Origin of the sequence: Curtobacterium sp. MCBD17_023 (assembly GCF_003224415.1) — a bacterium.
Taxonomy (GTDB): Bacteria; Actinomycetota; Actinomycetes; order Actinomycetales; family Microbacteriaceae; genus Curtobacterium.
The window spans coordinates 120,336-146,229 of record NZ_QKLJ01000004.1 but is presented as its reverse complement, the minus strand read 5'-3'; the positions used below and the strand labels follow the sequence as shown (position 1 = coordinate 146,229).

At 72.2% G+C, this 25,894-nt stretch carries 20 protein-coding genes, 1 tRNA gene and 1 pseudogene; 14 read left to right on the top strand and 8 right to left on the bottom strand.

Translation table 11 applies throughout. The features are described 5' to 3' along the window. The first annotated feature begins 48 nt into the window (after positions 1–48). Both nudC and DEI84_RS07640 read left to right on the top strand, forming a co-directional pair. The gene (gene nudC / locus DEI84_RS07645) at positions 49–984 is read left to right on the top strand and encodes an NAD(+) diphosphatase (RefSeq protein ID WP_110823697.1); all 936 of its coding nucleotides are present in this window, start codon (positions 49–51) and stop codon (positions 982–984) included. Continuing rightward, on the top strand, positions 981–2,726 hold the full coding sequence (locus DEI84_RS07640; protein WP_181420381.1) for an ATP-dependent helicase: 1,746 nt from the start codon (positions 981–983) through the stop codon (positions 2,724–2,726). Before nudC ends, DEI84_RS07640 begins: the two co-directional genes overlap by 4 nt. Here DEI84_RS07640 and DEI84_RS15945 read toward each other — a convergent pair. Together DEI84_RS15945 and DEI84_RS07630 are read right to left on the bottom strand one after the other, a co-directional pair. Continuing rightward, positions 2,677–3,165 (bottom strand): annotated as a pseudogene (locus DEI84_RS15945) (TOMM precursor leader peptide-binding protein); the annotation flags it as partial. The gene DEI84_RS07640 and the pseudogene DEI84_RS15945 overlap by 50 nt on opposite strands. Positions 3,166–3,596: 431 nt before the next feature. Continuing rightward, positions 3,597–5,018: a zinc-dependent metalloprotease gene (locus tag DEI84_RS07630; protein ID WP_110890295.1), complete on the bottom strand. Its 1,422-nt coding sequence runs from the start codon at positions 5,016–5,018 to the stop codon at positions 3,597–3,599. 102 nt (positions 5,019–5,120) lie between these two features. On the opposite strand from DEI84_RS07630, the gene DEI84_RS07625 reads away from it, so the two are divergent. From DEI84_RS07625 to DEI84_RS07615, 3 genes are all read left to right on the top strand, one after another. Further along, positions 5,121–6,230: a PDZ domain-containing protein gene (locus DEI84_RS07625; protein ID WP_110890294.1), complete on the top strand. Its 1,110-nt coding sequence runs from the start codon at positions 5,121–5,123 to the stop codon at positions 6,228–6,230. Positions 6,231–6,432: 202 nt separating this feature from the next. Further along, on the top strand, positions 6,433–9,483 hold the full coding sequence (locus tag DEI84_RS07620) for a UPF0182 family protein (protein WP_181420380.1): 3,051 nt from the start codon (positions 6,433–6,435) through the stop codon (positions 9,481–9,483). A gap of 63 nt (positions 9,484–9,546) precedes the next feature. After that, positions 9,547–9,623, top strand: a tRNA-Met gene (locus DEI84_RS07615). Positions 9,624–9,878: 255 nt separating this feature from the next. On the opposite strand, the gene DEI84_RS07610 is transcribed toward DEI84_RS07615, so the two are convergent. After that, positions 9,879–10,817: an aldo/keto reductase gene (locus DEI84_RS07610; protein WP_110890471.1), complete on the bottom strand. Its 939-nt coding sequence runs from the start codon at positions 10,815–10,817 to the stop codon at positions 9,879–9,881. A 102-nt stretch (positions 10,818–10,919) separates the two neighbouring features. Here DEI84_RS07610 and DEI84_RS07605 point away from each other — a divergent pair, with 102 nt between their 5' ends. Next, entirely contained in the window at positions 10,920–11,516 is a 597-nt protein-coding gene (locus DEI84_RS07605) for a TetR family transcriptional regulator (protein WP_110823703.1), read from the top strand. Between the two features lie 28 nt (positions 11,517–11,544). Then, entirely contained in the window at positions 11,545–12,360 is an 816-nt protein-coding gene (locus tag DEI84_RS07600) for a carbon-nitrogen hydrolase family protein (RefSeq protein ID WP_110890293.1), read from the top strand. On the opposite strand, the gene DEI84_RS07595 is transcribed toward DEI84_RS07600, so the two are convergent. After that, the gene (locus DEI84_RS07595; RefSeq protein WP_110890292.1) at positions 12,336–13,550 is read right to left on the bottom strand and encodes an aminotransferase class I/II-fold pyridoxal phosphate-dependent enzyme; all 1,215 of its coding nucleotides are present in this window, start codon (positions 13,548–13,550) and stop codon (positions 12,336–12,338) included. The two genes, DEI84_RS07600 and DEI84_RS07595, sit on opposite strands and share 25 nt — an antisense overlap. 216 nt (positions 13,551–13,766) lie before the next feature. On the opposite strand from DEI84_RS07595, the gene DEI84_RS15940 reads away from it, so the two are divergent. The 5 genes from DEI84_RS15940 (at position 13,767) to DEI84_RS07570 (ending at position 19,957) form a co-directional block, all read left to right on the top strand. Continuing rightward, positions 13,767–15,668, top strand: a complete 1,902-nt coding sequence (locus tag DEI84_RS15940) for a S1C family serine protease (protein ID WP_110890291.1) — start codon at positions 13,767–13,769, stop codon at positions 15,666–15,668. A gap of 175 nt (positions 15,669–15,843) precedes the next feature. Further along, positions 15,844–16,887 carry a glycosyltransferase family 2 protein gene (locus DEI84_RS07585; protein WP_110823706.1) on the top strand — a complete coding sequence of 348 codons (1,044 nt, stop codon included), beginning with the start codon at positions 15,844–15,846 and terminating at the stop codon, positions 16,885–16,887. A 5-nt stretch (positions 16,888–16,892) separates the two neighbouring features. Next, complete coding sequence (locus DEI84_RS07580) at positions 16,893–17,741, top strand: CDP-alcohol phosphatidyltransferase family protein (protein WP_110823999.1); 849 nt, start codon at positions 16,893–16,895, stop codon at positions 17,739–17,741. Continuing rightward, positions 17,741–18,646, top strand: a complete 906-nt coding sequence (locus DEI84_RS07575; RefSeq protein WP_110890290.1) for a glycosyltransferase family 2 protein — start codon at positions 17,741–17,743, stop codon at positions 18,644–18,646. Before DEI84_RS07580 ends, DEI84_RS07575 begins: the two co-directional genes overlap by 1 nt. Positions 18,647–18,724: 78 nt before the next feature. After that, entirely contained in the window at positions 18,725–19,957 is a 1,233-nt protein-coding gene (locus DEI84_RS07570) for a CDP-glycerol glycerophosphotransferase family protein (protein ID WP_110890289.1), read from the top strand. A gap of 21 nt (positions 19,958–19,978) precedes the next feature. Here DEI84_RS07570 and DEI84_RS07565 read toward each other — a convergent pair whose 3' ends face one another. From DEI84_RS07565 to DEI84_RS07550, 4 genes are all read right to left on the bottom strand, one after another. After that, the gene (locus DEI84_RS07565) at positions 19,979–20,281 is read right to left on the bottom strand and encodes a hypothetical protein (protein ID WP_110823709.1); all 303 of its coding nucleotides are present in this window, start codon (positions 20,279–20,281) and stop codon (positions 19,979–19,981) included. Between the two features lie 107 nt (positions 20,282–20,388). Then, positions 20,389–21,159, bottom strand: coding sequence for an ABC transporter ATP-binding protein (locus DEI84_RS07560; protein WP_110890288.1), 771 nt, complete (start codon positions 21,157–21,159; stop codon positions 20,389–20,391). Then, positions 21,159–21,983 (bottom strand): ABC transporter permease, encoded by an 825-nt coding sequence (locus DEI84_RS07555; RefSeq protein WP_110890287.1) that lies wholly within the window; start codon positions 21,981–21,983, stop codon positions 21,159–21,161. Before DEI84_RS07555 ends, DEI84_RS07560 begins: the two co-directional genes overlap by 1 nt. A 61-nt stretch (positions 21,984–22,044) precedes the next feature. Further along, complete coding sequence (locus DEI84_RS07550) at positions 22,045–22,740, bottom strand: NTP transferase domain-containing protein (protein WP_110823712.1); 696 nt, start codon at positions 22,738–22,740, stop codon at positions 22,045–22,047. Positions 22,741–23,071: 331 nt separating this feature from the next. Here DEI84_RS07550 and DEI84_RS07545 point away from each other — a divergent pair, with 331 nt between their 5' ends. Together DEI84_RS07545 and DEI84_RS07540 are read left to right on the top strand one after the other, a co-directional pair. Next, on the top strand, positions 23,072–24,298 hold the full coding sequence (locus tag DEI84_RS07545; protein ID WP_258367429.1) for an ABC transporter ATP-binding protein: 1,227 nt from the start codon (positions 23,072–23,074) through the stop codon (positions 24,296–24,298). Beyond that, complete coding sequence (locus tag DEI84_RS07540) at positions 24,274–25,839, top strand: ABC transporter permease (protein ID WP_146236327.1); 1,566 nt, start codon at positions 24,274–24,276, stop codon at positions 25,837–25,839. Before DEI84_RS07545 ends, DEI84_RS07540 begins: the two co-directional genes overlap by 25 nt. Positions 25,840–25,894: the final 55 nt, after the last annotated feature.

The window sequence follows — 25,894 nt, the reverse complement described above, 5'->3', positions numbered from 1 at the left end:
GGTGCGCGCCACGCTGACCCGGGACGTGTCGACCACGAGGAGATCCGCGTGACCGTGGAGTTCGCCGCCCGGCTGCCGCTCGCCCGCAACGAGCTCGACCGCGATGCCGAGTACCGCGCCACCCCCGACCTCGACCGCGTGCTGCGGGACGACCCGGCGACGCGGTTCCTGCCCGTCCACGCCGGCGCGATGCTCCGGGGCGGCGACGGCGCGCTCCGCTTCGTCGACGCCGGACAGGTACCCGAGGACGCGACGCTGCTCTACCTCGGACGCGCGGTCGCCGACGCCGCCGACGCCCCGGCCGGCACCCGCTTCGTCGCGGCGCTCGTCGACGACGACGCTGCCGCCGCCATCGAACCGGACACCGCGGCGTGGGAGAACCTGCGCATGTTCGGCACCGAGCTGTCCGCCCGCGACCAGGGCCTCGCGGTCGAGGCGGTCGCGATGGCGAACTGGCACGCGGTGCACGGCTTCTCGCCGCGGACCGGCTCGGCGACCGAGTCGACCTCGGGCGGGTGGGTCCGCCGCGACCCCGAGGGGCACCAGCACTTCCCGCGGACCGACGCGGCGATCATCGTCGGCATCACCGACGGCGAGGACCGCATCCTGCTCGGCTCGAACGCCGCCTGGGACGCGAACCGGTACTCGCTGCTCGCCGGGTTCGTCGAGCCGGGGGAGTCGCTCGAGGACGCCGTCCGGCGTGAGGTCTTCGAGGAAGCGGGCGTCACCATCGAGGAACCGGAGTACCTCGGCTCGCAGCCGTGGCCGTTCCCGGCGTCGCTCATGGTCGGGTTCCGCGCACGTGCCGTCGACGGCGACCCCTCCGCCGCCCGGCCGGACGGTGTCGAGATCCTCGACGTCCGCTGGTTCTCCCGCGACGAGATCCGCGAACAGGCCGGGGACACGATCCTGCTGCCCGGCCGGACCTCGATCGCCCGCGTGATCATCGAGGAGTGGTACGGCGGGCCGCTCGACCTGCCGTGACGATCGCACCCGGCGCCGGCGACCCGTCGACCCCGACCCCGGACGCGCTGCTCGCCGCACTCGACGCCGAGCAGCGGACGGTCGCACGGACGCTCCTCGGTCCGGTGGCCGTGCTGGCGGGCGCGGGGACCGGCAAGACCCGCGCGATCACGCACCGCATCGCCTACGGGGTCGCGACCGGCACGTACTCGCCCAACCACGTCCTCGCGCTGACCTTCACCACCCGGGCGGCGGGAGAGCTGCGCTCGCGGTTGCGCGCCCTCGGCGCCGGAGCCGTCCAGGCCCGGACGTTCCACGCCGCGGCGATGTCCCAGCTCGGGTACTTCTGGCCGGACACGGTCGGCGGGCACGCCCCCGGGCTCGTCGAGTCCAAGGGCCGGATGATCGCGCACGCCGCGGACACCATCGGCCTGCGGGTCGACACCCCGACGCTCCGCGACCTGGCCGGCGAGGTCGAGTGGCGCAAGGTGCAGCGGCTCACGTACGACGAGTACGAGTCCGCCGCGACCGAGCGGACGATGCCACGCGACACCTCGCCGTCCCGCGTGGTCGACCTCATGCGCGCGTACGAGCGGCTCAAGGACGACCGTCGGCAGATGGACTTCGAGGACGTGCTGCTCGCGACCCTCGGCATGGTGGAGTCCGAGCCCCGGGTGGCGTCCTACGTGCGTCAGCAGTACCGGTTCTTCGTGGTGGACGAGTACCAGGACGTCTCGCCCGTGCAGCACGACCTGCTCCGCGCGTGGCTCGGCGGTCGGGACGACCTGTGCGTGGTCGGTGACGCCAGCCAGACGATCTACTCGTTCACCGGCGCGTCCAGCCGTTACCTGCTCGGGTTCGGCTCGGAGTTCCCGCGCGCGTCCGTGCTCCGGCTCGAACGGAACTACCGCTCCACCCGGGAGGTCGTGCACGCGGCGAACGCACTCATGCGCGGGCAGCCGGGGGCGCTCGACCTCGTCGCGCAGGAGACCGCCCCCGGTCCGGAGCCGACGGTGCTCGCCTGCGCGCACGACGGGGACGAGGCCGCGACGATCGCCCGCCGCATCACCGAACTCGTGGACGGCGGGGCGGCGTACGGCGAGTGCGCCGTCCTGTACCGCGTCGGCGCGCAGTCCGCGGCGATCGAGTCGGCGCTCGCCCGCAACGGGATCCCGTACCGGGTGCAGGGCGGGAAGCGCTTCTTCGACCGCCCGGAGGTGAAGCTCGCCGTGCACCACATGCGCGGCGAGGCGGTCCGGCAGACCGACGACGAGCTCCTGCGCCGGGTGGAGCTCGTGCTGCAGATCAGCGGGTGGACGCGCACCCCGCCGGAGGGCACCGGTGCCGTGCGTGAGCAGTGGGAGGCCCTGCAGGCGATCATGCAGCTCGCCGAGTCCGCGCCGGCCGGGACGACCATGCAGCAGTTCACGGCCGACCTGGTGGACCGTGCCGCCACCCACCACGAGCCGGAACTCGACGCCGTCACGCTCGCGACGCTGCACTCGTCGAAGGGCCTGGAGTGGCCGCACGTCGTGCTCGCGGGCGTCGCCGAGGGGCTGCTGCCGATCTCGTACGCGACGACCGACGACGGCGTCGACGAGGAACGACGGCTCTTCTACGTCGGCATCACCCGTGCTCGTCGTTCCCTGACGCTGACGTGGTCGGGTCAGGGGTCCACACGGGGTGGGGCCCGGGTGGCGAGTCGGTTCCTGGCAGCCCTCGGCACGCACACCGCGGATGCGGAGCGACCCGCCGCACCGTGACCGACAGATCCGTCCGGTCCACCAGGAGCTGCTGCGCGTCCGGGTACTGGGTCACCAGGGGGAGCCGCTCGAGGACCAGCCGGGTCACCGTCGTGGCGACCGTCGCAGCCCGGTAGGGCGACAGCGCGGCCACGGGACGGCCCCAGACCTGCGCGGCGATCGCCGGCCAGGCGGGGTCCGCGTCGGTGCGCTCGAGTTCCACGCACTGGAGGCACGGCCCGGCCCCCGGGACCAGGAACGGCCCGACGCGGACGCGTCCGTCGCCCACCACCACCGGCAGGTGCGGGACCGACCGGCGACACCAGGCGGCCCGGACCGTCGGGTCGGTCACGTGGTCGGCGACCAGGACGGCGAGCGTCGGCGGCGGGTCGGGCTCGGGGACCGGACCACCGCGCGGCACCGACGTCCGCACGACGGTCACGCCGTCACCGGTGAGCATCCGGTCGAGCTCCTGCGCGAGCGGCCCGGCACCGGACACCTCGACCCGGGCGGCCGGCTCCGCGCCCAGGTCGACCAGGGCCGGAGCGGCGTCCCCGAGCAACCGGGCCGCGACGGCGGGCGGGCACCCGACGCTCCGGGCGACCCCGGCCATCGCGTCACGTCCGGTCTCGCTCCGGAGCGCGCAGAGGAAGCGCTCCTCGGCCGTCGTCGGGACGGTGACCAGCGCGCGCGGCGGGTCGACCCCGAGCTGGACCGTGCACGGATCGCGCCAGATGAACTCGAGCGTCGGGTCGATGCGGATGCCCATGCGTCCACGCTGGCGCAGGGACGGCCGACGGGGCAGTCCGGACGCCGATCTGTGGACAAGCCGAGGCGGGCCGGACGGTCGGGACGCAAGGCGGGTCGTGCCTCCCGTCCCGACCGGGGTGACTAGTGCCGCGGTCCGCCCTGCGGGTAGCCGTCGGCGGGCCCGGCCGTCGGGCCGTCGCCGGAGTCCTCGATGCCGCCGTCCTCGTCCTCGTGCGGACGGTCGGCGGTGGTGTCGTTGAGCAGGTCCTCGAGCGCTCGGTCGAACGCGTCGTCCTCCGGCGTCTGCGACGGGTCGCGGAGCCGGGCGACCAGGGACTCCGGCGCGTCGATGTCGTCCGAACCGGGCACCAGGTCGAACGCGGCCCAGAGCGCGTCGCGCTCGCCGGCACCGAGTTCGTCGGTGACCCGCTGCCACATCGCGGCCGCTTCACGGAGTCGGCGCGGGCGGAGTTCGAGACCGACCAGCGTCGCGAAGGCGGACTCGGCCGGGCCTCCTGCGGCGCGACGACGTCGCACCATCTCCGCGATCGCGCCGGAGCGGGGGAGACGGGCGGTCGCGGCGGCCGTGACGGTGTCGACCCATCCCTCGACGAGCGCGAGCATCGTCTCGAGTCGGGCGAGGGCGGCGTCCTGCTCCGGGGTCCGCGGCGGGATGAGCGCCCCGGAGGCCAGCGCGTCCCGCAGCTGCTCCTGGTCGGTCGGGTCGATGCCCGACAGGGACTCCTCGACCCGGTCGAACGGGATGTGCACGCCCTTGGCGTACTCCGTGATCGACGAGATGATGTGCAGCCGCAGCCAGCGTGCCGAGCGGAACAGTCGGGCGTGGGCGAGCTCGCGGACGGCGAGGTAGATGCGCACCTCGTCGGCCGGGACGTCCAGGCCCTCGGCGAACTCGGCGACGTTCTGCGGCACGAGCGCGGCCACCTGCTCGTCGAGGAGCGGGACGCCGACGTCGCCGCCGGAGACGACCTCCTTGGCGAGCTGCCCGACGACCTGGCCGAGCTGGATCGCGAAGAGCGCACCGCCGACCCCGCGCATGGCCTTCGAGACGTCGCCGAGCATGAGCTTGAGCTCCTCGGGTGCGCGCTGGTCGATCGCCTCGGTGAGGGCGGTCGCGATGCTCGACGCCACGGGCTCGGCGATCTGCGACCACACGGGTGCGGTCGCCTTCGCCCACTGCTCGCGCGTGTAGACGCTCGGCGTCGAGGTGAGCTCCGCGACGGTGGTCACCTCGTCGAGCCAGAGCGCCGCGACCTGGAAGGCCTGCGCCGCTGCCTGCGCGGTGGCGGGGTCGAGCGGCTGCTCGCCCTCGCGGGCGATCGTGGCCGCGCGTTCGGCCGTCACGGTGAAGTCGATGCCGTCGCCGCCGTCCTGCGCGGCCCGCTGGAGCTGGCTCATGAGGTTCGCGACGAAGGTCGGGTCGTTCGGCAGGCCGGCGGCTCCGGCGAGCTGCGACGGGTCGATCTGGCCCTCGCCGGACAGGAGCTTGCGGAGCATCTCCCGGAAGTCGTCGTCCGGCCCCGGCTGCGGTTGATCAGGCATGCCGACTACGCTAACCGCTGCCCGTGAGGCCGTGCCTGGGACCGGCCCGGGCAACCGCCCGTCCGGCTGCGCCGTGGGCGAACAGCCTCCGGAAGGACCCGTGTGACCCTCTTCGCCCCCGCCCCCCGTCGTCGCTCGCGCTCACGGACGGTCGGCTGGGCCTTCGTCGTCGGCGCCCTCGTCCTGGCGGTCGTCGCGAGCCTGCTGCCGAGCCCGTACCTCATCGAGATGCCCGGCCCGGTGTTCAACACGATCGGCACGCAGCGGCAGGGGACCGGCAAGGACGCGAAGGACGTCGAACTCATCCAGATCGACGGGCACCGCACCTACCCGACGTCGGGCGCGCTCGACATGCTCACGGTCAGTGTGCAGGGCACGGCGACCGAACGGCCGCCGTGGACGAGCGTCATCCGCGCCCTCTTCTCGGAGTCCGAGGCGGTGGTGCCCGCGAGCGCGATCTACCCGCCCGGACGGACGACCGAGCAGGTGAACGAGCAGGACGCCGCGGACATGACGAACTCCCAGCAGTCCTCCGTCGCCGCGGCCCTCGTGCAGGAGGGGTTCGAGGTCCCGAGCGAACTCGAGGTGGGCACCGTGCAGCAGGGCTCCCCGGCCGACGGCGTGGTCCGTGAGGGGGACGTCATCACGGCGTTCGACGGCACGTCCCTCACCACGAACTCCGACGCGTCGACCCTCCGGCAGCTCGTCGCGGAGCACGGCACGAGCGCACCGGCGACGATCACCGTCGAGCGGGACGGGGCGACGCGGGAGCTCTCGGTCACCCCGCGGACCGAGCAGGGCACCGCGCTGCTCGGCGTCGGCGTGGTCGAGCACTACGACTTCCCCTTCGACGTCGACATCGCGCTGCAGGACGTGGGCGGGCCCTCGGCGGGCATGATGTTCGCGCTCGGGATCATCGACGAGATCACGCCCGGCGCGTTGAACGGCGGCGAGCACGTCGCGGGGACCGGCACGATCACCGCCGGTGGCGCGGTCGGACCGATCGGCGGCATCCGGCAGAAGCTCCACGGCGCCGAGTCGGCGGGCGCCACGGTGTTCCTCGCCCCGGAGGCGAACTGCGACGAGGTGGTCGGACACGTCCCGGACGGCCTCGACGTGTACGCGGTCTCGACGCTCGACCAGGCGGTCACCGACCTCGAGACGATCGCGGCGGGCCGGAGCACGGCCGGGCTCGAGCGCTGCACCTCCTGAGCGCCCGGCGCGCTGCCGCGGTCTCCGGGCCGCCGGCCTCCCGGACGACCGGCAGGGACGGCCCGGACGGCTCGGCCGGGAGGCCCGGGGCGCGATCCTGAGATGCGGCACAGGTTCACTGTCGGCCGGGACGAATAGGATCGGCAGCACTGACGGCTCGGCCTGCCGGCGCCGCCGGTCCGACACGTCTGGAGCACAACAAGTGACGAACACCTCGTCCACCGCGGGACGGCGCTCGCCGCGTGTCCCGATCGTGGTCACGATCATCGTGCTGGCCGCACTGGTGATCGGCTTCTTCATCTTCGCCAGCCTGTACACCGACTACGCGTGGTTCGCGCAGCTCGGGTTCGAGCGCGTCCTGACCACCCGGTGGCTCGCCGGGACGGCCATGTTCGTCGCCGGCTTCCTGGGCATGGCGATCCCGGTCTGGCTGAGCATCGTCCTCGCCTTCCGGTTCCGTCCGGTCTACGCGAAGCTCAACGCGCAGCTCGACCGCTACCAGCAGGTCATCGAGCCGCTGCGCCGCGTCGTGGTGCTCGGCATCCCCGCGGTGCTCGGCGTCTTCGCCGGTCTGGCGACCGCACCGCGCTGGAGCACCGTCCTCGAGTACCTCAACCGGACGCCGTTCGGCAAGACCGACCCGCAGTTCGGGCTCGACGTCGGGTTCTACGTCTTCGAGCTGCCGTTCTGGCGCGCCGTCGTGGCGTACTCCTCCGCCGTCGTGCTCATCGCCGGCCTCGCCGCGCTCGCCGCGACGTACCTGTACGGCGCGATCCGCTTCGGCGGTCGAGAGGTCCGCATCTCGAAGGCCGCGCGCATCCAGCTCGCGATCACGGCCGCGCTCTACATCGCGCTGCAGGCCGCCAGCCTCTGGCTCGACCAGTACACGGCGCTGACGAAGGACAACTCCCTCATCACGGGCGCGCAGTACACCGAGGTGAACGCGACGATCCCGGGCCGCGAGATCATGGCGGGCATCGCGGCGATCGTGGCGATCCTGTTCATCGTGACGGCGGTCATCGGCCGCTGGCGCGTGTCGATCATCGGGACCGGGCTGCTCCTGGTGTCCGCGATCGTCATCGGCGGGATCTACCCGTGGATCGTCCAGCGCCTGCAGGTCGCACCGAGCGAGCGCTCGTTCGAGTCCGCGTTCATCCAGCGGAACATCGACGCCACCCGGGACGCCTACAACGTCGCCGGGGTCCAGGAACAGGACTACGACGCCACCACCACGGCGACGACCGGTGCCCTGTCCGAGGACGCCCAGACGACGGCGAACATCCGCATCATCGACCCCAAGATCGTCTCGGACACGTACAGCCAGCTCCAGCAGTACCGGCAGTACTACAAGTTCCCCGACCAGCTCGACGTCGACCGCTACCAGGTGGACGGCAAGACCGAGGACACCGTGCTCGCGGTGCGTGACATCGACCTCGACGGCCTCGGTGCCTCGGCCACCCAGTACAACCGGACGTTCGTCTACACGCACGGCTACGGCGTCGTCGCGGCGTACGGCAACCAGCGGGCATCCGACGGCAAGCCGGTGTTCATCGAGTCGGGCATCCCGGCCGGCGACACCCTCGGCAAGTACCAGCCGCGCGTCTACTTCGGCGAGAACTCGCCGGCGTACTCGATCGTCGGGGCGCCGGAGGGCACGAAGGACGTCGAGCTCGACTACCCGTCCGGCTCGGACGACGACGACGGCAACGCCACCACGACCTACGCGGCGGACGGCGGACCGAAGATCGGCAACTTCTTCAACCGCCTGGTCTACGCGGCGAAGTTCCAGTCGGAGCAGATCCTGCTGTCGAACGCCGTCAACGCCGACTCGCAGATCCTGTACGACCGTGACCCGGTCAAGCGCGTGCAGAACGTCGCGCCGTACCTGAAGCTGGACCAGGACGCGTACCCGGCGATCGTCGACAACCGCATCAAGTGGATCGTCGACGGCTACACGACGAGCAACGCGTACCCGTACTCGCAGAGCCAGAGCATGACGGACAGCATCAACGGCACCGAATCCGGCAGCTTCCGCACCGACCAGGTGAACTACATCCGGAACTCGGTGAAGGCCACGGTCGACGCCTACACGGGCAAGGTCACGCTCTACGCCTGGGACACGAAGGACCCGGTGCTCAAGACGTGGCAGAAGGTCTTCCCGACGTCGCTGCAGCCGGTGTCCGCGATGAGCGCCGACCTGCTCGCCCACGTGCGCTACCCGACCGACCTGTTCAAGGTCCAGCGGAGCATCCTCGGCACGTACCACGTCACCAACGCGAACTCGTTCTACTCGGGCGACGACGCGTGGACGACGCCGGTCGACCCGACCTCGACCTCGACGAGCGCCGGGGACGCCGACTCGGCGGGCACCACCACCGGGACGAACGCGAACACCACGAACGCGCTCGGGACGCAGACCACGGCGACGAACCCGGACCAGCAGGACCCGTACTACCTGACGATGAAGGTGCCGGGCGCGGGCACGGCCTACTCGCTGTACAGCACCTACATCCCGAAGCAGAACTCGTCGTCGAACGCGCGGAACGTGCTGACCGGCTACCTGGCCGTCGGATCCGACGCCAGCGGGGCAGGCAAGGGCAAGAAGGGCGAGGGCTACGGCAAGCTCACGCTGCTGACGATCCCGAAGACCGACAGCATCCCCGGCCCGTCGCAGGTGCAGAACCTGTTCAACTCCGACCCGGCCGTCTCGCAGGAGCTCAACATCCTCAAGCGGGGCAACAGCACCGTCAAGCAGGGCAACCTGCTGACGCTGCCGGTCGGTGGTGGGTTCCTCTACGTGCAGCCGGTGTACGTGCAGTCCACGTCGAGTGGGTCGTACCCGCTGCTGCAGAAGGTGCTCGTGGCCTTCGGGGACAAGATCGCGTTCGAGGACACGCTCGACGAGGCGCTCGACGAACTGTTCGGCGGCAACTCGGGCGCGGCCGCGGGTGACTCCGGTGCGGCTGCGGGGAACTCGGACTCCGACGACGAGGGCTCCGACACGTCGACGGGTGGGAGCTCGACGGGCGGTGCCACCGGTGGTGCGACCGGCGGCGCGACCGGTGGGTCGTCCTCCGGCGCTGCGACGCCGGACCTGCAGCAGGCGCTGTCCGAAGCGGACGAGGCGCTCCGGGCTCGTGAGCAGGCGTACGCCGACAACGACCTGGTCGCCGCCGCCGAGGCCGACCAGCGACTGCAGGAGGCCGTCGAGGACGCCATCGCAGCGCAGGGTGGCAGCGGCTCCGACGGTTGATGCGGGCGGGCGGGGTGCTCGATTTGGCACCCCGCCCGATCCCGTGTAGTGTTTTCCATGTGCCGCGGGGTGGAGCAGTTCGGTAGCTCGCTGGGCTCATAACCCAGAGGTCGTAGGTTCAAATCCTGCCCCCGCAACCAACGCGACACGAGAAGCCCCGGTCCTCACGGACCGGGGCTTCTTCGCGTTCCCGGCCCCTCTGCCCGTTCAAGCCGATCCCGGCGCGCTCGCGCCGTCCGGTGCCTCCGGACGTCCTCTGCTCGTCGTGGCACATCGTCGCGTCCGCCGTCGGGGTCGACACGCCGGGGGTGCGTGGAGAACGAACGGGAGGCCCGGCGCCAGCTGGCACCGGGCCTCCCGTCCGTCACCGGTCCTGCCAGGACGCGGTCGCTCGCTCAGCTCGTGGCGCGTGCGCCACGGACGCCGCGACCGAGCGCGTCGATGCGCGCGAGCTCGTCCGAGGTGAACGTGACGTCAGCGGCCGTGACGTTCTCGGCGACGCGCCCCGGGTTCCGCGATCCCGGGATCGGGACGATGTCGTCGCGCTGCGCCAGGATCCACGCGAGCGCCAGCTGCGAGAGGGAGACGTCCTTCTCCGCAGCGAGCTCGGTGAGCCCTGCGACGACCGCGGTGTTCGCGTCCCAGTTCTCCGGGGCCCACCACTCCAGCCACTGGCGGATGTCGTCCTCCGCGTAGGCGCTCCGCGGTCGCACTGCGCCGCTGAGGAAGCCGCGTGCCAGGGGTGAGTAGGCGACGAGACCGATGCCGAGCTCGTCGACGACCGGGAACAGGTCCTCCGACTCGCGGGCGAAGACCGAGTACTCGGTCTGCAGCACGGAGATCGGGTGGACCGCGTGCGCCCGGCGGATGTTCTCGGCGTCGGTGTTCGACAGGCCGAGGTAGCGGACCTTCCCGGCCTGCACGAACTCCTGCATGACGCCGACGACGTCCTCGACCGGGACCTGCGGGTCGTGCACGTGCTGGTAGAGCAGGTCGATCGAGTCGGTGCCGAGGTTCCGCAGACTGGCGTCGACGACGTCGCGGATGTGGTCGAGCTGCGAGTTCGGGGCGTACGTGTCCGTGAAGCCGAACTTCGTCGCGATCGTGACCTGGTCGCGGATCGGGGCGAGTGCGGCGCCGAGGAGCCGCTCACCGCTTCCCCAGCCGTAGAGCTCCGCGGTGTCGAAGTGGGTGACGCCGAGGTCGTGCGCGTGCCGGATCGCGGCGACGGATTCCGTGTCGTCGCCGGGGCCGTACGCGAAGGTCGTGCCCATCGCGCCGTAGCCGATCGCGCTGACGACCAGGCCCTGTCGTCCGAGTGGTCGTTGCTGCATGTCGTCCTCCTGGAACGGATCGTGGTTCGAGTGGCACTGTACGCCGAACATGTCAGAGTCTGTCAACTCCGGCAGACGCTGACTCAGGGGTACGATCGGACCATGAGCGAGACGGCGGAGGCACGGCCCGGACTACGGGACATCGCCCGCGATGCAGTGCGAGCGCGCATCGCCGCGGTCGCCATCGCCCGGTTCGACGCGGAGGGGTTCGACCGGGTGACGGTCGAGCAGGTGGCTGCCGAGGCGGGCATCTCGGCACGGAGCTTCCACCGGTACTTCCCGGCGAAGGAGGACGCGGTCATCGGTGACCCGGCCCGGCACGGTGCCGCCCTCGCCGCGGCGTTCGGCGCACGTCCGGCGGACGAACCGGTCTGGAGCGCCCTGCGTGAGGCCTTCGTGGCGATGCTCGAGCACGGCAGCGACGACGATCCGGAGACCGGACGGCGCTCCGTCCGGGTGATGCTGAGCACACCGTCGCTCCGGGCGCGGAACACCGAGAAGCACCACGCCTGGGCCGAGGTGCTCCTCCCGTTGGTGGTCGACCGGCTCGGGGGGACGGACGGCGACCTGCGTGCGCGGACGGTCGTGCAGGCCGCGCTCGGGTGCTTCGACGTCTCGGTGGCGAGGTGGGCGGAGGGCGGCGACGACGTCGTGGGGATCCTGCGGCGGTCGTTCGACGTCCTCGACGTCCGGTCCTGACGGAGCCCGGCGTGGTTAGCCTGGCACCGTGACGACACTGACCATCGCCGCGGCGCAGTTCGCCCCCGGAGACGACCCAGCCGCGAACCTCGAGACCGTCCGCGCCGCCGCCGTCGACGCGGTCGCGCGCGGCGCCCGCCTCCTGGTCACGCCCGAGTACACCTCGTACTTCACCGCCGACATCGACGACCGCTTCGTCGCGGCCGCGCAGCCGCTCGACGGCTCGTTCGTCACGGGCCTCCGTCGGATCGCGCGGAGCACCGGCATCGCACTCGTCGTCGGCGTCGCCGAGGCGGGGGAGTCCCCGGGTCGGTTCCGCAACACGCTCGTCGCGATCGGTGCGGACGGCTCGGTCCTCGAGACCTACCGGAAGGTGCACCTGTACGACGCGTTCGGTTCCCGGGAGTCCGACCGCATCGAGGCCGGCGACCCCGCGCAGCTGCCCGTCGTGGAGGTCGACGGCGTCCGGGTCGGGCTCGAGACCTGCTACGACCTGCGGTTCCCCGAGGTGACGCGACGTCTCGCCGCGACGGACACCGGGGCCGCGGACGTCGTCGTGCTGCCGGCCGAGTGGGTCCGTGGTCCGGGCAAGGAGCACCACTGGCGGACCCTGCTCACGGCGCGCGCCGTCGAGAACACCGTGTGGGTGCTCGGGGTCGGTCAGGCGCCCCCGGTCGGGATCGGGGCGTCGGTGGCGCTCGACCCGACGGGCACCGCGGTCGCAGCGCTCGGCGCGGAGCCGGGGCTCCTCGTGGTGACGGTCGACACCGCGGTCACGGACCGCGTGCGCGCGGTGAACCCGTCGCTGTCCCTCGGTCGTTACGCGGTGGTCCCGCGGGACTGAGCGAGCCCGGCCAGCCGTGACGCGGCCTCCTCGAGGACCGATCGGCGCTTGCAGAACGCGAACCGGATGAGCGACCGGTACCCGTCGACGTGGTCGGGCCGGACGAAGGCGGACACCGGCACTCCCACGACGCCGACGAGCCGTGGGAGCTCGAGGCAGAGCGCGCGGGCGTCGTCGTGTCCGAGCGGAGCGGCGTCCGCGATGACGAAGTAGCCGGCGTCCGGGCGCAGCACCCCGAACCCGGCGGCGGCCAGACCGGTGGCGAGGAGCTCCTGCTTCGCCCCGAGCTCGGCGGCGATCCCGGCGAACACCGCGTCGGGCAGGCGGAGCCCGGTCGCGATCGCCGGCTGGAAGGGCGCCCCGTTGACGAAGGTCAGGTACTGCTTGACGGTCGTGATCGCCTCGACCAGCGCTGCCGGGGCCGTGAGCCAACCGATCTTCCAGCCCGTCGTGTTGAAGGTCTTCCCGGCGCTGGAGATCGACACCGTGCGGTCCCGCGCTCCGGGCAACGACGCCGGCGGCACGTGGGTGCCGGCGAACGCCAGGTGCTCGTAGACCTCGTCGGTGACGATCACGGCGTCGTGGCGCTCCGCGAGCTCGACCACGGTGCGGAGCACCTCGACCGGCAGCACCCGACCCGTCGGGTTGTGCGGGGTGTTCACGAGGACCACGCGCGTCCGGTCGGTGAACGCTGCGCGGAGGTCCGCCTCGTCCGGCAGGAAGTCCGGCGCCCGGAGCGGGACCGTGACGTGCTCCGCGCCGGCGAGTCGGATGAGCGCGCCGTACGCGTCGTAGAACGGCTCGAAGGTGACGACCTCGTCGCCGGGCTCGACCAGCGCCAGGAGGGTGGCGGCCAGGGCCTCGGTGGCACCGGCGGTGACGAGGACCTCCCGGTCGGGGTCGACGTCGAGCCCGTACCAGCGCGCCTGGTGCTCGGCGACGGCGGCGCGCAGGTCCGGGGTCCCGCGGCCGGGCGGGTACTGGTTGGCACCGTCCCGGATCGCACGGACGGCCGCGTCGAGGACCTCTGCGGGCCCGTCCTCGTCCGGGAACCCCTGCCCCAGGTTGACGGCGCCGGTCGCTGCGGCGAGGGCGCTCATCTCCGCGAAGACGGTCGGCGCCGGCACCCCGTCAGGGCCCAGCAGCATCGCTCCCTCGGCGGCTCGGAGCCACGGACCGGTCTGCCGCATGCGCGACCCCTCTCACCCTCGGGGCACCGGCCGGGAGGCTCGGCGCGCGTCGGGCCCCAACTTAGCGTCCGACCGGGGGTCGCCTCCGGTGGACATCCGGGGGACCGGCCACACAGCTGACGCATACGATCGGCTTGGTCAGCTCGCAGCTACGCCATCAGGACCGCCCAGGTCGGTGGAGAAGACTGCAGGAGCTTTGGAAGGAGCACGTCCCGCATGAGCGACACACACCACGGACACGGCGACGACGACCGTCGCGACGAGACCACCGGCCCGGACGAGTCAGCCGGTACCCGCCACGGGCACCGCGACGCCGACGACACGGACGTGGTGGGGACGACTCCAGCGCAGGAGACCGAGCAGTTCGCTGCCGCCTCCGACCACACCGACCGGTACACCGCCCCGTACCCGACCGCAGGGTCCGCGGACGCGGCACCGACCGTTGAGTACGGGCAGTACGGCCAGTACGCGCAGCAGGGTCAGTACGGCCAGGGCGGGCAGTACGGCTCGGGTCGGTACGGCTCGGACCAGTACGGCTCGGGTCAGTACGGGAGCGGCCAGTCCGGCACTGCGCAGTACGGGCAGGACCAGTACGGCACGGCCCAGTACGGGCAGGGCCAGTACGGCACCGCCCAGTACGGGCAGGGCCAGTACGGCGAGCACGACACGTCCGGCGACACCCGGTACGGCCAGCAGGACCAGTACGGCCAGGGGCAGTACGCCCAGGGCCAGTACGGCCAGCAGGGTAAGTACGGCCAGGACGCTCCCCGGTACGGCGAGCACGCGAGCGACCACCACACGGCCTCCGGTGCGAGTGCGTTCGGTGCGGCAGCCGACCAGCGGCCGGAGAACGGCCACTACTTCACCGGCGCCCCGGCCGCCACGAGCACGACCCCGCGCGACCGCTCGGGTCGGAACCGTCTCGTGCTGCCGCTGGTCGCGGCCGCCGTGATCGCCGGTCTCGTCGGCGGCGGCGCCGGTTGGGCGGCGGGCGCAGCGTCGGACGGCGGCACGGTCGTCGGTGGCTCGGGCACCTCGCAGAGCGGTGGCAACCTCACCGTGAACGACTACGACTCCGCCACCGTCGTGACCGCGGTCGCCGCCAAGGCCACCCCGTCGGTCGTCACGATCAACGTCTCCGCGAGCAGCGAGGCCGGCACCGGTTCGGGTGTCGTGCTGAACAAGGAGGGCTACATCGTCACGAACACCCACGTGGTGACGCTCGACGGCGACAGCGCGAACGGCACCATCTCGGTGACGACCTCGAACGGCAAGGTCTACAAGGGCACGCTCGTCGGCACCGACCCGACGGTCGACCTGGCGGTCATCAAGATCGACGCGCCCGACCTCACGCCGATCGACTTCGCCGACTCGTCGAAGCTCAACGTCGGCGACACCGCGGTCGCGATCGGTGCGCCGCTCGGCCTGTCGAACACCGTCACCGACGGCATCGTCTCCACGCTGAACCGCAGCATCCAGGTCACCTCGAGCGACCCGAACGCCGGCGGCGACACGAACGAGGGCCAGGGCAACAACGGCAACGGCCCGTTCGACTTCTGGGGCAACGGCGACAACGGCAGCAGCTCCGGAGCCAGCACGACCGTCTCCCTCCCCGTGATCCAGACCGACGCGTCGATCAACCCCGGCAACTCGGGTGGCGCGCTGCTCGACGACAAGGGCGCGCTCATCGGCATCAACGTCGCGATTGCCAGCGCCGGCAGTTCGGACTCGTCCAGCTCGCAGGCCGGCAGCATCGGCGTCGGCTTCTCGATCCCGTCGAACCTGGTCAAGCGCGTCGCGACCGAGATCGTCGAGAACGGCAAGGCCACCCACGGTCTGCTCGGCGCCTCCGTCGGCGACGCGACCGAGGACGCGAGCGCCACGCAGGTGGGCGCGCTCATCAAGGACGTCACCTCGGGTGGCGCGGCGGCCGACGCCGGGCTCCAGAAGGGCGACGTCGTGACGAAGCTCGGTGACGCCTCCATCGCGGACGCCACCGACCTCACCGCGCAGGTCCGCTTCTACGCCGGTGGTGCGACGACCGAGATCACCTACGTCCGCAACGGGGAGACCCGCACGGCGAACGTCAAGCTCGGCACGTACGACAGCTCGAACTGACCCGGGACGCTCCGGACGGGAGGCTCCCCACCAGCTGGTGGGGAGCCTCCCGTGCGTCTGCCGGGCCTCGGCGGGGCGCGGCCAGGTGGCCGCCGCGGGTGCTTGATAGGCTCGGGTCCGCTCTGCGGAGCGGCCCCGGCGGGCCGTCCCGCGCCCGCCGGACCCCGAGGATCACATGCAGCACGACGGACAGGCCCTGCCGGGTGTCTCCTACGTCATGCCCGTCCTCAACGAGGTGACCGAGGTCCGCGCGGCGGTGGGCAGTCTGCTCGAGCAGGACTACCAGGGGCCGTTCGAGGTCATCCTGGCCCTCGGCCCCTCGATCGACGGCACGAACGAGCTCGTCGCCGAGATGAGCGCCGCCGACCCGCGGATCCGCGCGGTCGAGAACGCGGTCGGCTCCACGCCGGCCGGGCTGAACGTCGCGATCCGGGCCTCCGAGCACCCGATCGTCGTCCGGGTCGACGCCCACAGCGTCCTGCCGCGGGACTACACGCGGATCGCCGTGCGGACGCTGCAGGAGTCCGGCGCGGACAACGTCGGCGGCATCATGCGCGCCGAGGGCCGCACCCCCTTCGAGAAGGCCGTCGCCCTGGCGTACGGCAGTCGCGTCGGCCTCGGCGGCACCCCGCACCACGTCGGCGGGCAGGCCGGACCGGCCGAGACGGCGTACCTCGGGGTGTTCCGACGGGAGCGGCTGTTCGCCGTCGGGCTCTTCGACGAGGGCATCAAGCGCGGGCAGGACTGGGAGCTCAACCGGCGCCTGCGCACCACCGGCGGCACGGTCTGGTTCACCCCCGAGCTCGTCGTCACCTACCGGCCCCGGCCGAGCCTCCGCCGTCTCGTCCGCCAGTTCGTCGCGACCGGGCTGTGGCGCGGTGAACTCGCCCGACGCTTCCCCGCCGGCAACGGCCTGCGCTACTTCGTCCCGCCGGCGATGGTCGTCGCCGTCGCGCTCGGCCTGGTCGCCGGGCTCGTCGGTGTGGTCGGAGCGTTGCTCGGCAGTCCCGTCGCCTGGGCGACGGTCGGCTTCGTGGTCCCGGCGGTCTACCTGCTCTTCGTCGTCGTCGGCGCCCTCGCGGTGTCACGACGGTCGGACCCGGCGACACGGGCGTGGCTGCTCGTCGTCCTGCCGTGCATCCACGTCGGCTGGGGCGTCGGCTTCATCATCGGGTTCCTCACCCGGACCTCCGATCTGACCACGCACACGGGACGGTGACCGACATGGCCGACGACGACCGCGGGAACGGCGGCCTGCCGGGTCCCTCCGACAGCCGCGGGTTCGCACGCCCCACCTCGATCGCGGAACTCCGCGCCGTCGCCCAGCCGGACGAGGTCCGCGCCCGGGCGAACGCGGAGCACTGGACGGCCTCGCTGTACCTGCGGGACATCTCGCCGTACCTGACCTCGGTGCTGCTCCGGACCCGGGTCAGCGCGAACCAGGTCACCGGCCTGATGATCCTGGTCGGCTGGTCGACCGCGGCCGCACTCCTCATCCCGGGCATCTGGGGCGCGCTGCTCGCCCTCGTGCTCGGGCAGCTGCAGATGCTCGTCGACTGCTCCGACGGCGAGGTCGCGCGCTGGCGGGGCACACGGTCCCCGGCCGGCATCTTCCTCGACAAGGTCGGGCACTACACGACCGAGGGACTCATCCCGATCGCGCTCGGCGTCCGCGCGGCGACGTGGCCGATCGAGGGCGTCGACTGGATGTGGACGACGATCGGCTGCGCGCTCGGCCTGGTCATCGTCCTCAACAAGGCGCTCAACGACATGGTGCACGTCGCCCGTGCCCACGGCGGCATGGAGAAGCTCGCCGACCGCCGCGACGGGGTGACGGTGCCGTCCGGTGCCCGCCTCGCGACGCTGCGTCGGGTGGCGCGGTTCCTGCCGTTCCACCGTCTGTACCACTCGGTCGAGCTGACGATCATCACGTTCGTGGTCGCGCTCGTCGCCCTCGTCGTCGGGCACCCGCTGGCCGACCGGGTCCTGGTCGGGGCGCTCCTGCCGCTCGCGGTCCTCGCGACGGCCGGGCACTTCCTCGCCATCATCTCGTCGAAGCGGGTCCGCGCGTGATGCCGGGGACCGATCGGCGTCGCGCGGTCCCGCACCGCGAGCGGCCACGGGTCGCCGTGGTCAGCCTGACGCAGGGGACCCGGCCGGAGGACCTCCGCCGTGGCCTGGACAGCGTGCTCGCGCAGCAGGACGTCGACCTCGACGTCGTGTGCGTCGGGAACGGGTGGGAACCGGTGGACCTGCCGGACGGGGTCCGGGCGCTGGCACTGCCGGAGAACCTCGGGATCCCCGCCGGTCGGAACGCCGGGGCCGCGGCGGTCGACGGCGACTACGTGTTCTTCCTCGACGACGACGCCTCGGTGCCGTCGCCGACGTTCCTGCGCGACGCGATCGCGCTCTTCGAGCGGGACCCTTCGCTCGGGCTCGTGCAGCCGCGGGTCGTCGACCCGAGCGGCGCCGCGAACCCCCGACGCTGGGTGCCGCGCATCCGCAAGGGCGACCCGGAGCAGAGTTCTCCGGTGTTCTCGGTCTGGGAGGGCGCCGTCGTCCTGCCGATGGACGTCTGGCGCGCCGTCGGAGGCTGGGGCACGGAGTACTTCTACGCGCACGAGGGGATCGAGCTCGCGTGGCGGGTCTGGGACGCCGGTCGTCGCACCTGGTACGCGGGGGAGCTCGTCGCGAACCACCCCGCGATCGACCCCGCTCGGCACCGTGAGTACGTGCGCCTGAACGCCCGGAACCGGGTCTGGCTCGCCCGTCGGAACCTGCCCGCCGTCCTCCGGCCGCTGTACGTCGGCAGTTGGGCCGTCATCCAGGTCCTGCGCTGGTGGCGCTCCCCGCGGCGCCTCACCACCTGGTTCGCCGGCGTCGCCGAGGGGTGGCGCGGGGACTGCGGGCCGGTCCGGGTGATGGGATGGTTGACGATCGGCCGGATGACGCTCGCGGGTCGACCGCCCGTCGTCTGAGCCCCGGCGCGCGCTCCGGACTCGCCCGACCCCGACACGACCACCATCAACCGACCGACCATCACGCAGGAGCAGAGCATGGCCATCGTCAAGGACGCCCGTACCGCGATCCGTCTCGTGGCCCGCCTGCTGCGGTCGCGGAAGGTCCGCGCGCAGCTGGCCCGTCGCCTGCCCTCGGTCCCGCGGCCCGCACCGGGGTCGGTCGAGATCGCCGTGTACTTCGCCGACGGTCCCGTGAACATGTACCAGATCCGGCAGTGGTACGGCCCCCTGGCGGAGCTGGCGCGGCACCGCGGGGTCGCGATCATCTCGCGGAGCCCCGGCGCCATGCTCACGCTGCTCGACGAGTCGCCGGTCCCGGTCGTCTACGCCCGGCAGGTCGTGGACCTCGAGCGGTTCGTCGCCGAGCAGGCCCCGAAGACCGTGCTCTACGTCAACCAGAACGCCCGCAACTTCCAGATGATGCGGTACGGGCGCATGTGGCACGTCTTCGTGAACCACGGCGAGAGCGACAAGATGTACATGACGACGAACCAGTTCAAGGCGTACGACTACGCCTTGATCGCCGGTGACGCCGCCCGGGACCGACTCGCCGACGCGCTGTGGGACTACGACCTGGATGCCCGGACCATCGCCATCGGACGTCCGCAGGCCGACCACTTCGTGGGGGAGCCGCCCTACCCGTCCGACGACCGCACCGTGGTGTTGTACGCCCCGACGTGGGAGGGTGACCGCGGCGCCGCCGCCTACGGGTCCATCGCGAGTCACGGGACGACGATCGCCGACCGTGTGCTCGCGTCGCCGCAGCACCGGCTCGTGTACCGCCCGCACCCGCGGAGCGGCGTGGTCGACCCCGCGTACAAGGCCGCGCACGAGCGGATCGTCGCTGCGATCGCGGCCGCCAACGCCGCCGACCCGTCGGCGCACCACGTGTACGACGACGGGCCGACGCTCGGCTGGCAGCTCGCGGACGCCGACGTCGCGATCACCGACATCAGCGCGATGATCTACGACCGCCTGGCCGTGGGGAAGCCGTTGCTCGTGACCCGACCGGTGTCCGCCGACGCCGAGGTGGACGAGCGCGGGTACCTGTCCGACGCCGACTGGCTGCGCGCGGACGACGCCGGGGACGTCATCGCCCGTGTGGAGCGCGCCGCGAACGACGCCGAGCAGCTCGCGCGACTCCGCCACTGGGTGCAGCGGTACTTCGGCGACACGACGCCGGGCACGGCGACCGCGCGCTTCCACGCGGCCATCGACCGCCTCGTCGCCCACTGGCACGAGGTCGCCGCCGCCCGGTCCGGTTCCTGACCGGTCCGGGCGGCGGCGGGCTCAGGGCGCGAGCCCGGGACCGGCGAGGGACATCCGCCACAGGTACTCGGACCGGTCCGGGCGACGCCACCGCACGATGACGACGCCGGTCTCCTCCGGTCCTGCGCCGAAGACGGCGAGGGACAGCCCCCGACCGGGCTCGAGCCGACGGACGACGAGCGGCGGGGAGTAGCCCGTCCCGAGGTGCGTCAGGTCGATGCCGTCGAGGGTCTCGGTACTGGTGTTGATGATCTCGTACCGCCGTGGGGCGGCCGATCGGTCGACGGTGAACGGTACTGGGTACGCGGTGGTGGGGTGGTGCATGGGCAGCACAGTAGGGGTGGGGTCCGACGCCGGGGCCCCGTCAGCCCCCCGGACGACCGGGGGCTGTGGAGCGCGGTGCGGGAGGCCCCGGTTGTGCAGGAGTGGCCTCAGGCCCCGTGGTCCGCGTTGTACCGGTCGAGGGCCTCGTCGATCGGCCCGTCGAACTGCAGGCGGCCCTTGTCCAGGTACAGCCCGCGGTCGCAGAACCGGCGCAGGTCCTTGTCGCTGTGGGAGACGAAGAACAGCGTCCGCCCGCCCGCCAGGAGCTCCTCGATGCGCTTGTAGCACTTCTCGCGGAAGGCCTTGTCGCCGACCGCCAGGACCTCGTCGACCAGGATCACCGGTTCGTCCAGCCGCGAGATGACCGCGAAGGCGATCCGGACCTTCATGCCGCTGGAGAGGTGCTTGTACGGGGTGTCGACGAAGTCGCCGATCTCGGCGAACGCGATGACCTCGTCGAACGCGGCCCGGATCTCGGCGCGGGACATCCCGTGCAGACCCGCCGTCAGGTAGACGTTGTCGCGGACGGTGAGGTCCCCGACGAACCCACCGGTGATCTCGATGAGCGGCGCGACGCCGGCCCCGACGTGCACACGGCCCTCGTCCGGGAGCATGACCTGCGCCACGAGCTTCAGCAGTGTCGACTTGCCCTGCCCGTTCCGACCCACCACGCCGATCGCCTCGCCCGGGCGCACGTCGAACGAGACGTTCCGCAGCGCCCAGAACTCGTCGGCCTTGCGTCGCCGCTGCCCGCGTCCGAACAGGTCCTTGAAGCTCCGACTCGCCCGCCGGTTCCGCTTGAACCGGATGCCGGCGTCGGTGACGGAGATCACCGGGGCGGTCGTGCTCGCGGTGACGGTCGGTTCGGTGGTGGCCATCACAGCTCCTTGAGGACGCGGTGCTCGCTGCGGCGGAAGACGACGAGCCCGACGGCCAGGACGACGGCCGTGACCACGACCGAGGCGAGCACCTCGACCCAGTCGAGCTGACCCGGGAAGAACGCCGAGCGGTAGATCCCGAAGATGCCGCTGAGCGGGTTGATCGCGGCCAGGTCGTGCAACGCCGGGGGGAGGGCCTGCGTGCCGTAGATGATCGGGGACGCGTAGAACATGAAGCGGAGCACGAGCTTCACCGCACGCTCGAGATCGCGGAAGAACACCACGAGCGGGGCCACGATGAGCCCGAGGCCGTAGACCAGGGTGGCCTGCAGCACGATCGCGAGCGGCCAGAGCACGACCTGCCAGTGCAGGTGCGCCCCGGTCGCGAGCACGAACACGGCGAGCACCGGGATGCTCAGCAGGAACTCGATCGCCTTCGACGCGTCGATGCGCGCGACCCAGATGCTCCGCGGGATCGTCGTCGAGCGGATGAGCTTCGACTCCTTGATGAACGCGCGGGTGGAGTCCGAGACGCCGCCGGTGAACCACATCCAGGGCAGCAGGGCGGCGAGCAGGAACACGATGTACGGTTCCTCGCCCACCGAGCCGCGGTGGAAGACCTGCGTGAAGACGAACCAGTAGATCGCCGACATCACCAGCGGGTCGAGGATCGACCAGAAGTACCCGAGTGCGGACGTCGAGTACCGCACACGCAGGTCGCGGACGGTCAGCAGCCAGAGCGCCTGCCGGTACCGACGGCCGGTGCCCCGGGACCGCGACTGCGACGCCGCGACTGCCGTGGCGTGCGTGCGCGTTCCGCTCATGGGTTCCCTCCGGTCGGGACCACGCCGGAGGCAGGCGACGACCAGGGGGTCCTGACGACGGTCAGGCGAACAGGTCGTTCGCGCGCTCGAGGTCCTCGGCGAAGTCGATCTCGACCGCGTACAGGTCCGAGATGTCGATCGGCGTCCAGCGTAGCCCGTCCTCGGCGATGGCAGCTTCGATGCCGCCCTCGAAGTACTCCTGGTCGTCGACCCGGCCGAGCTGGCGCACCAGGGCCTGCTTGTCGGCCGCGGAGACGTAGTTGATGCCGACTGCCTCACCCAGACCACCGACGACCTTCTTGGAGAGCTTCGCGATGAAGCCCTCGGCGTCGACCGTGTACTTGACCTCTTCGTCGGAGACCTTCTCGGTGTTGACGCTGACGAACGAGCGGCCCTCGTCGATCATGTCGGCGGCACGCACGAGCGCCATCGGGTCGAAGACGACGTCGCCGTTCATCCAGAGGACGCCGCTCTTGCCGGTCGCCTTGAGGGCACGCAGCAGGCTCTTCGAGGTGTTCGTGGAGTCGTAGGACTCGTTGTAGACGAAGTTCGCCTCCGGGAAGGCCTCGACGATGTACTCCGACTTGTAGCCGACGACGATGGTCACCCGGGCGCTCGACCCGAAGGCGGCGCGGATGTTGTCGAACTGCTGCTGCATGATGGTGCGGCCGTCGCTGAGCTCGGTGAGCGGCTTCGGCAGGCTGCGCCCGAGGCGGCTGCCCATCCCCGCTGCGAGGATGACGATCTGCGTGGTCATGCTTGTCCCTTCCGGTGTCCACCGGTGCCGGTGTCCGGGAGCTGCCCTGGCTGGGCGCGCTCCCTCTGGCGCTGGGTGGACTCTTCGAGTCTGCTCGCTGCCGGTTCGGGTTCGCAGAGAGTCCGCGCGATCCGGAGCGACACGCGCTCCGACCGGCGGATGCTCCGCGCGGCGCGGGCAGGTTTCCGAGTGGTGAACACTGCGTCGTGTCCCGGTGAATGATACGGAACCAGGCCGCGTCGGGGTACGGCTCGCCCGGCATCGTGTTCATTTCGTGACCCTGCCGGACGCGGCTCCCCGACCGGTCGGAACCGTTGGTACGGTTGGGCTCGTGTCGGCAGGAACAACGGGAGACGACGACGTGTACAGCACGTCGGACGCCACATGGACGGCCGATCAGGACGACGACGACGCGACCGCTGCCCCGGGGCCGGGCACGGGCGACCACGACGACACGGGGGACACGGGCGCACACGACGCGTCCGCGGGTGACGACATGACGGACCAGACGACCGGCAGCGCGGTGCGGGCAGGGGGCGGCGCGGAAGCCGGCGTCGCTGCTGCGGCCGCCGCCACGAGCACGCCCGCGCCGCGACCGACGAAGAAGGGCAAGAAGCGGTCCGGACGGGCGACACGCCCACAGGGTTCGGCCGCGTCCCGGACCGCCGACGAGCGCGCGGAGCCCGAGGACGGGCGGGGCGACCAGGAGGCCCGGGAGGGTTCCGGCGCCTCCGGTGCGCCCGACCGGGCAGCGCGGACGACGAAGCGCCCCTCGCCCCGGCAGAACGTGCCGCAGCAGCCCGTCGTGCTCCGCGCCGACGGCCTCGTGAAGCGGTACGGACAGACGCTCGCGGCGGACGACGTCGACCTCGAGATCCGCAAGGGCTCGATCTTCGGCGTGGTCGGGCCGAACGGTGCGGGGAAGACGACGACCCTGTCGATCCTGACGGGCCTGCTCCGTCCGGACGCCGGCACCGTCACCGTCCTCGACCACGACGTGTGGGCCGACCCGACCGCGGCGAAGCGGGCGATGGGCGTCCTGCCCGACCGGCTCCGGCTCTTCGACCGCCTGACCGGCGCGCAGATGCTGTTCTACTCGGCGACGCTCCGGGGGCTCGACGGCGCGACCGCTCGCAGCCGCAGCGCCGACCTGGCCGCGGCGTTCGGTCTCGGCGACGCGCTCGGCCGCCCGGTCGCCGACTACTCGGTCGGCATGGCGAAGAAGATCGCCCTCGCCGCCACCCTCATCCACTCGCCGCGCGTGCTGGTGCTCGACGAACCGTTCGAGTCCGTCGACCCGGTCAGCGCGACGACCATCACCGACATCCTCCGCCGCTACACCGCGGGGGGCGGCACCGTCGTGCTCTCCAGCCACTCGATGGAACTGGTCCAGCGCACCTGCGACTCCGTGGCGATCATCGTCGGCGGGAAGGTCCTGGCCGCCGGCACCATGGCGCAGGTCCGCGGGCGCCGCAGCCTCGAGGACACCTTCGTCGAACTCGCCGGAGGCCGCCCCGTCACGGAGAGCATGGAATGGTTGCACAGCTTCTCCGGCTGAGGGCCGACCTGCTCGCGGGCGAGGTCCGCGGGGGAGCCCGACGGTCCGTGGCCGTGGTGGTCGGCAGCCTCGTCGCACTCGTCGTCGCCGTCTGGGTCGCGTCCGTCTTCGGAGGCCTCCGCGGAGCGGACCCCGCGGCCGCCCGCGCCGTCGTGGTCCTGGTCGGGGCCGCCGTCGCCGTCGGGTGCACCTTCGTGTCCCTCGCCGTCGGGGTCGCGGACCCGCTCGACCCGCGACGCTTCCTCGTGCACGGCATCTCCCGCCGGGACCTCGCCGTCGGACTCGGCCTGGCCGGGCTCCTCGGCGTCCCGGTGCTCGCGGTGGCGGTGCTCGCCGTCGGCCAGGTGGTGACGTGGAGCCGTGGAGCCGGGCCGGCGCTCCTCGGGGTGCTCGCCGCGGTCCTGGTCATCGCGACGAACGCTCTGCTCATCCGGGTCGGCAGCACCGTCGGCGCCTGGCTCTTCGCCGCGCACCGCGCCCGGGACGCCGCCTGGTTCGTGACGTTCGTCGTGGTCGTGCTGTCGGTCCCGACGGTCCCGCTGCTGCTCCGCCCGGCGTGGGTCGAGCCCGCTGGCGCGGAACTGCAGCGCATCGCGGACGTCGCCGGCTGGACGCCGTGGGGAGCGGCGTGGGCCGTCCCCGCGGACGCCGCGAACGGGGACGTGGGGTCGGCCGCCGGCAAGCTGCTGGTCGCGCTCGTCGTCGTCGGGCTGCTCGCCCTCGCCTGGTGGGCCCTCGTGGGGCGGCTGCTCGTCACGGTACAGGGCCGGAGCCGGAGCCGGCACTACCGCACCCTCGGCTGGTTCGACCGGCTCGGTGCCACCCCGTTCGGCGCGGTCGCCGCCCGGGCGCTGACGTACTGGGGACGGGACCCGCGCTACCGGAGCTCGTACCTCATCCTGGTGTTCGTGCCGCTCGTGGTGGTGCCGCTCGGCGTGGCCGGTGTGCCGTGGGCATGGACCGCGCTCGCGCCGCTGCCGCTCATGGCGCTCATCGCCGGGTTCCTGCCGCACAACGACGTCTCGTACGACAACACGGCCGTCTGGCTGCACGTCGCCTCGGGTGCCCCGGGGTGGACCGACCGCCTCGGGCGTCTCGTGCCGCTCATCGTCGTCGGTGTCCCGCTGCTCGTCCTCGGTGCCGCGGTGTCGGCTCGGCTGTACGGGGACCCGGACGCGTTCCCGCTGCTCGTCGGTGTCTCGGCGAGTGCGCTGCTCGGCGGGCTCGGCCTGTCGAGCGTCGTGTCGGTGGCCCTGGCCTACCCGACGGTCCGACCGGGCGACCACCCCTTCCACCAGCCCCAGGCGGCGGGTGCCACGGCGACGGTCGCACAGACGCTGATGGTCCTCGGCACGCTGGCCTGCATGGTCCCGGCCGGGTGGTCGGCGGTCCACGTCCTGCTCGACGGCGGCGACCCGTGGCCGGCGATGTGGATCGGCGCGGGCGTCGGCCTGGCGGTGCTCGTGCTCGGGGTCGTCGTCGGCGGCGCAGTGTTCGACCGACGCGGCCCGGACCTCCTGGCCGCCGCGCAGCGGAACTGACCGTCCGCAGGGCCCTCGACGAGACCGGAGGGCAGCGCGTCCGCGGACGGCGACG

Coding starts and splice junctions, on each gene's coding strand:
- DEI84_RS07550 (WP_110823712.1), bottom strand. CDS start 22,740: ATGACCACGCAGATCGTCATCCTCGCAGCGGGGATGGGCAGCCGCCTC.
- DEI84_RS07595 (WP_110890292.1), bottom strand. CDS start 13,550: ATGCGGCAGACCGGTCCGTGGCTCCGAGCCGCCGAGGGAGCGATGCTG.
- DEI84_RS07610 (WP_110890471.1), bottom strand. CDS start 10,817: ATGCAGCAACGACCACTCGGACGACAGGGCCTGGTCGTCAGCGCGATC.
- DEI84_RS07605 (WP_110823703.1), top strand. CDS start 10,920: ATGAGCGAGACGGCGGAGGCACGGCCCGGACTACGGGACATCGCCCGC.
- DEI84_RS07580 (WP_110823999.1), top strand. CDS start 16,893: ATGGCCGACGACGACCGCGGGAACGGCGGCCTGCCGGGTCCCTCCGAC.
- DEI84_RS07565 (WP_110823709.1), bottom strand. CDS start 20,281: ATGCACCACCCCACCACCGCGTACCCAGTACCGTTCACCGTCGACCGA.
- DEI84_RS07560 (WP_110890288.1), bottom strand. CDS start 21,159: ATGGCCACCACCGAACCGACCGTCACCGCGAGCACGACCGCCCCGGTG.
- DEI84_RS15940 (WP_110890291.1), top strand. CDS start 13,767: ATGAGCGACACACACCACGGACACGGCGACGACGACCGTCGCGACGAG.
- DEI84_RS07555 (WP_110890287.1), bottom strand. CDS start 21,983: ATGAGCGGAACGCGCACGCACGCCACGGCAGTCGCGGCGTCGCAGTCG.
- DEI84_RS07575 (WP_110890290.1), top strand. CDS start 17,741: ATGCCGGGGACCGATCGGCGTCGCGCGGTCCCGCACCGCGAGCGGCCA.
- DEI84_RS07540 (WP_146236327.1), top strand. CDS start 24,274: ATGGTTGCACAGCTTCTCCGGCTGAGGGCCGACCTGCTCGCGGGCGAG.
- DEI84_RS07585 (WP_110823706.1), top strand. CDS start 15,844: ATGCAGCACGACGGACAGGCCCTGCCGGGTGTCTCCTACGTCATGCCC.
- DEI84_RS07570 (WP_110890289.1), top strand. CDS start 18,725: ATGGCCATCGTCAAGGACGCCCGTACCGCGATCCGTCTCGTGGCCCGC.
- DEI84_RS07630 (WP_110890295.1), bottom strand. CDS start 5,018: ATGCCTGATCAACCGCAGCCGGGGCCGGACGACGACTTCCGGGAGATG.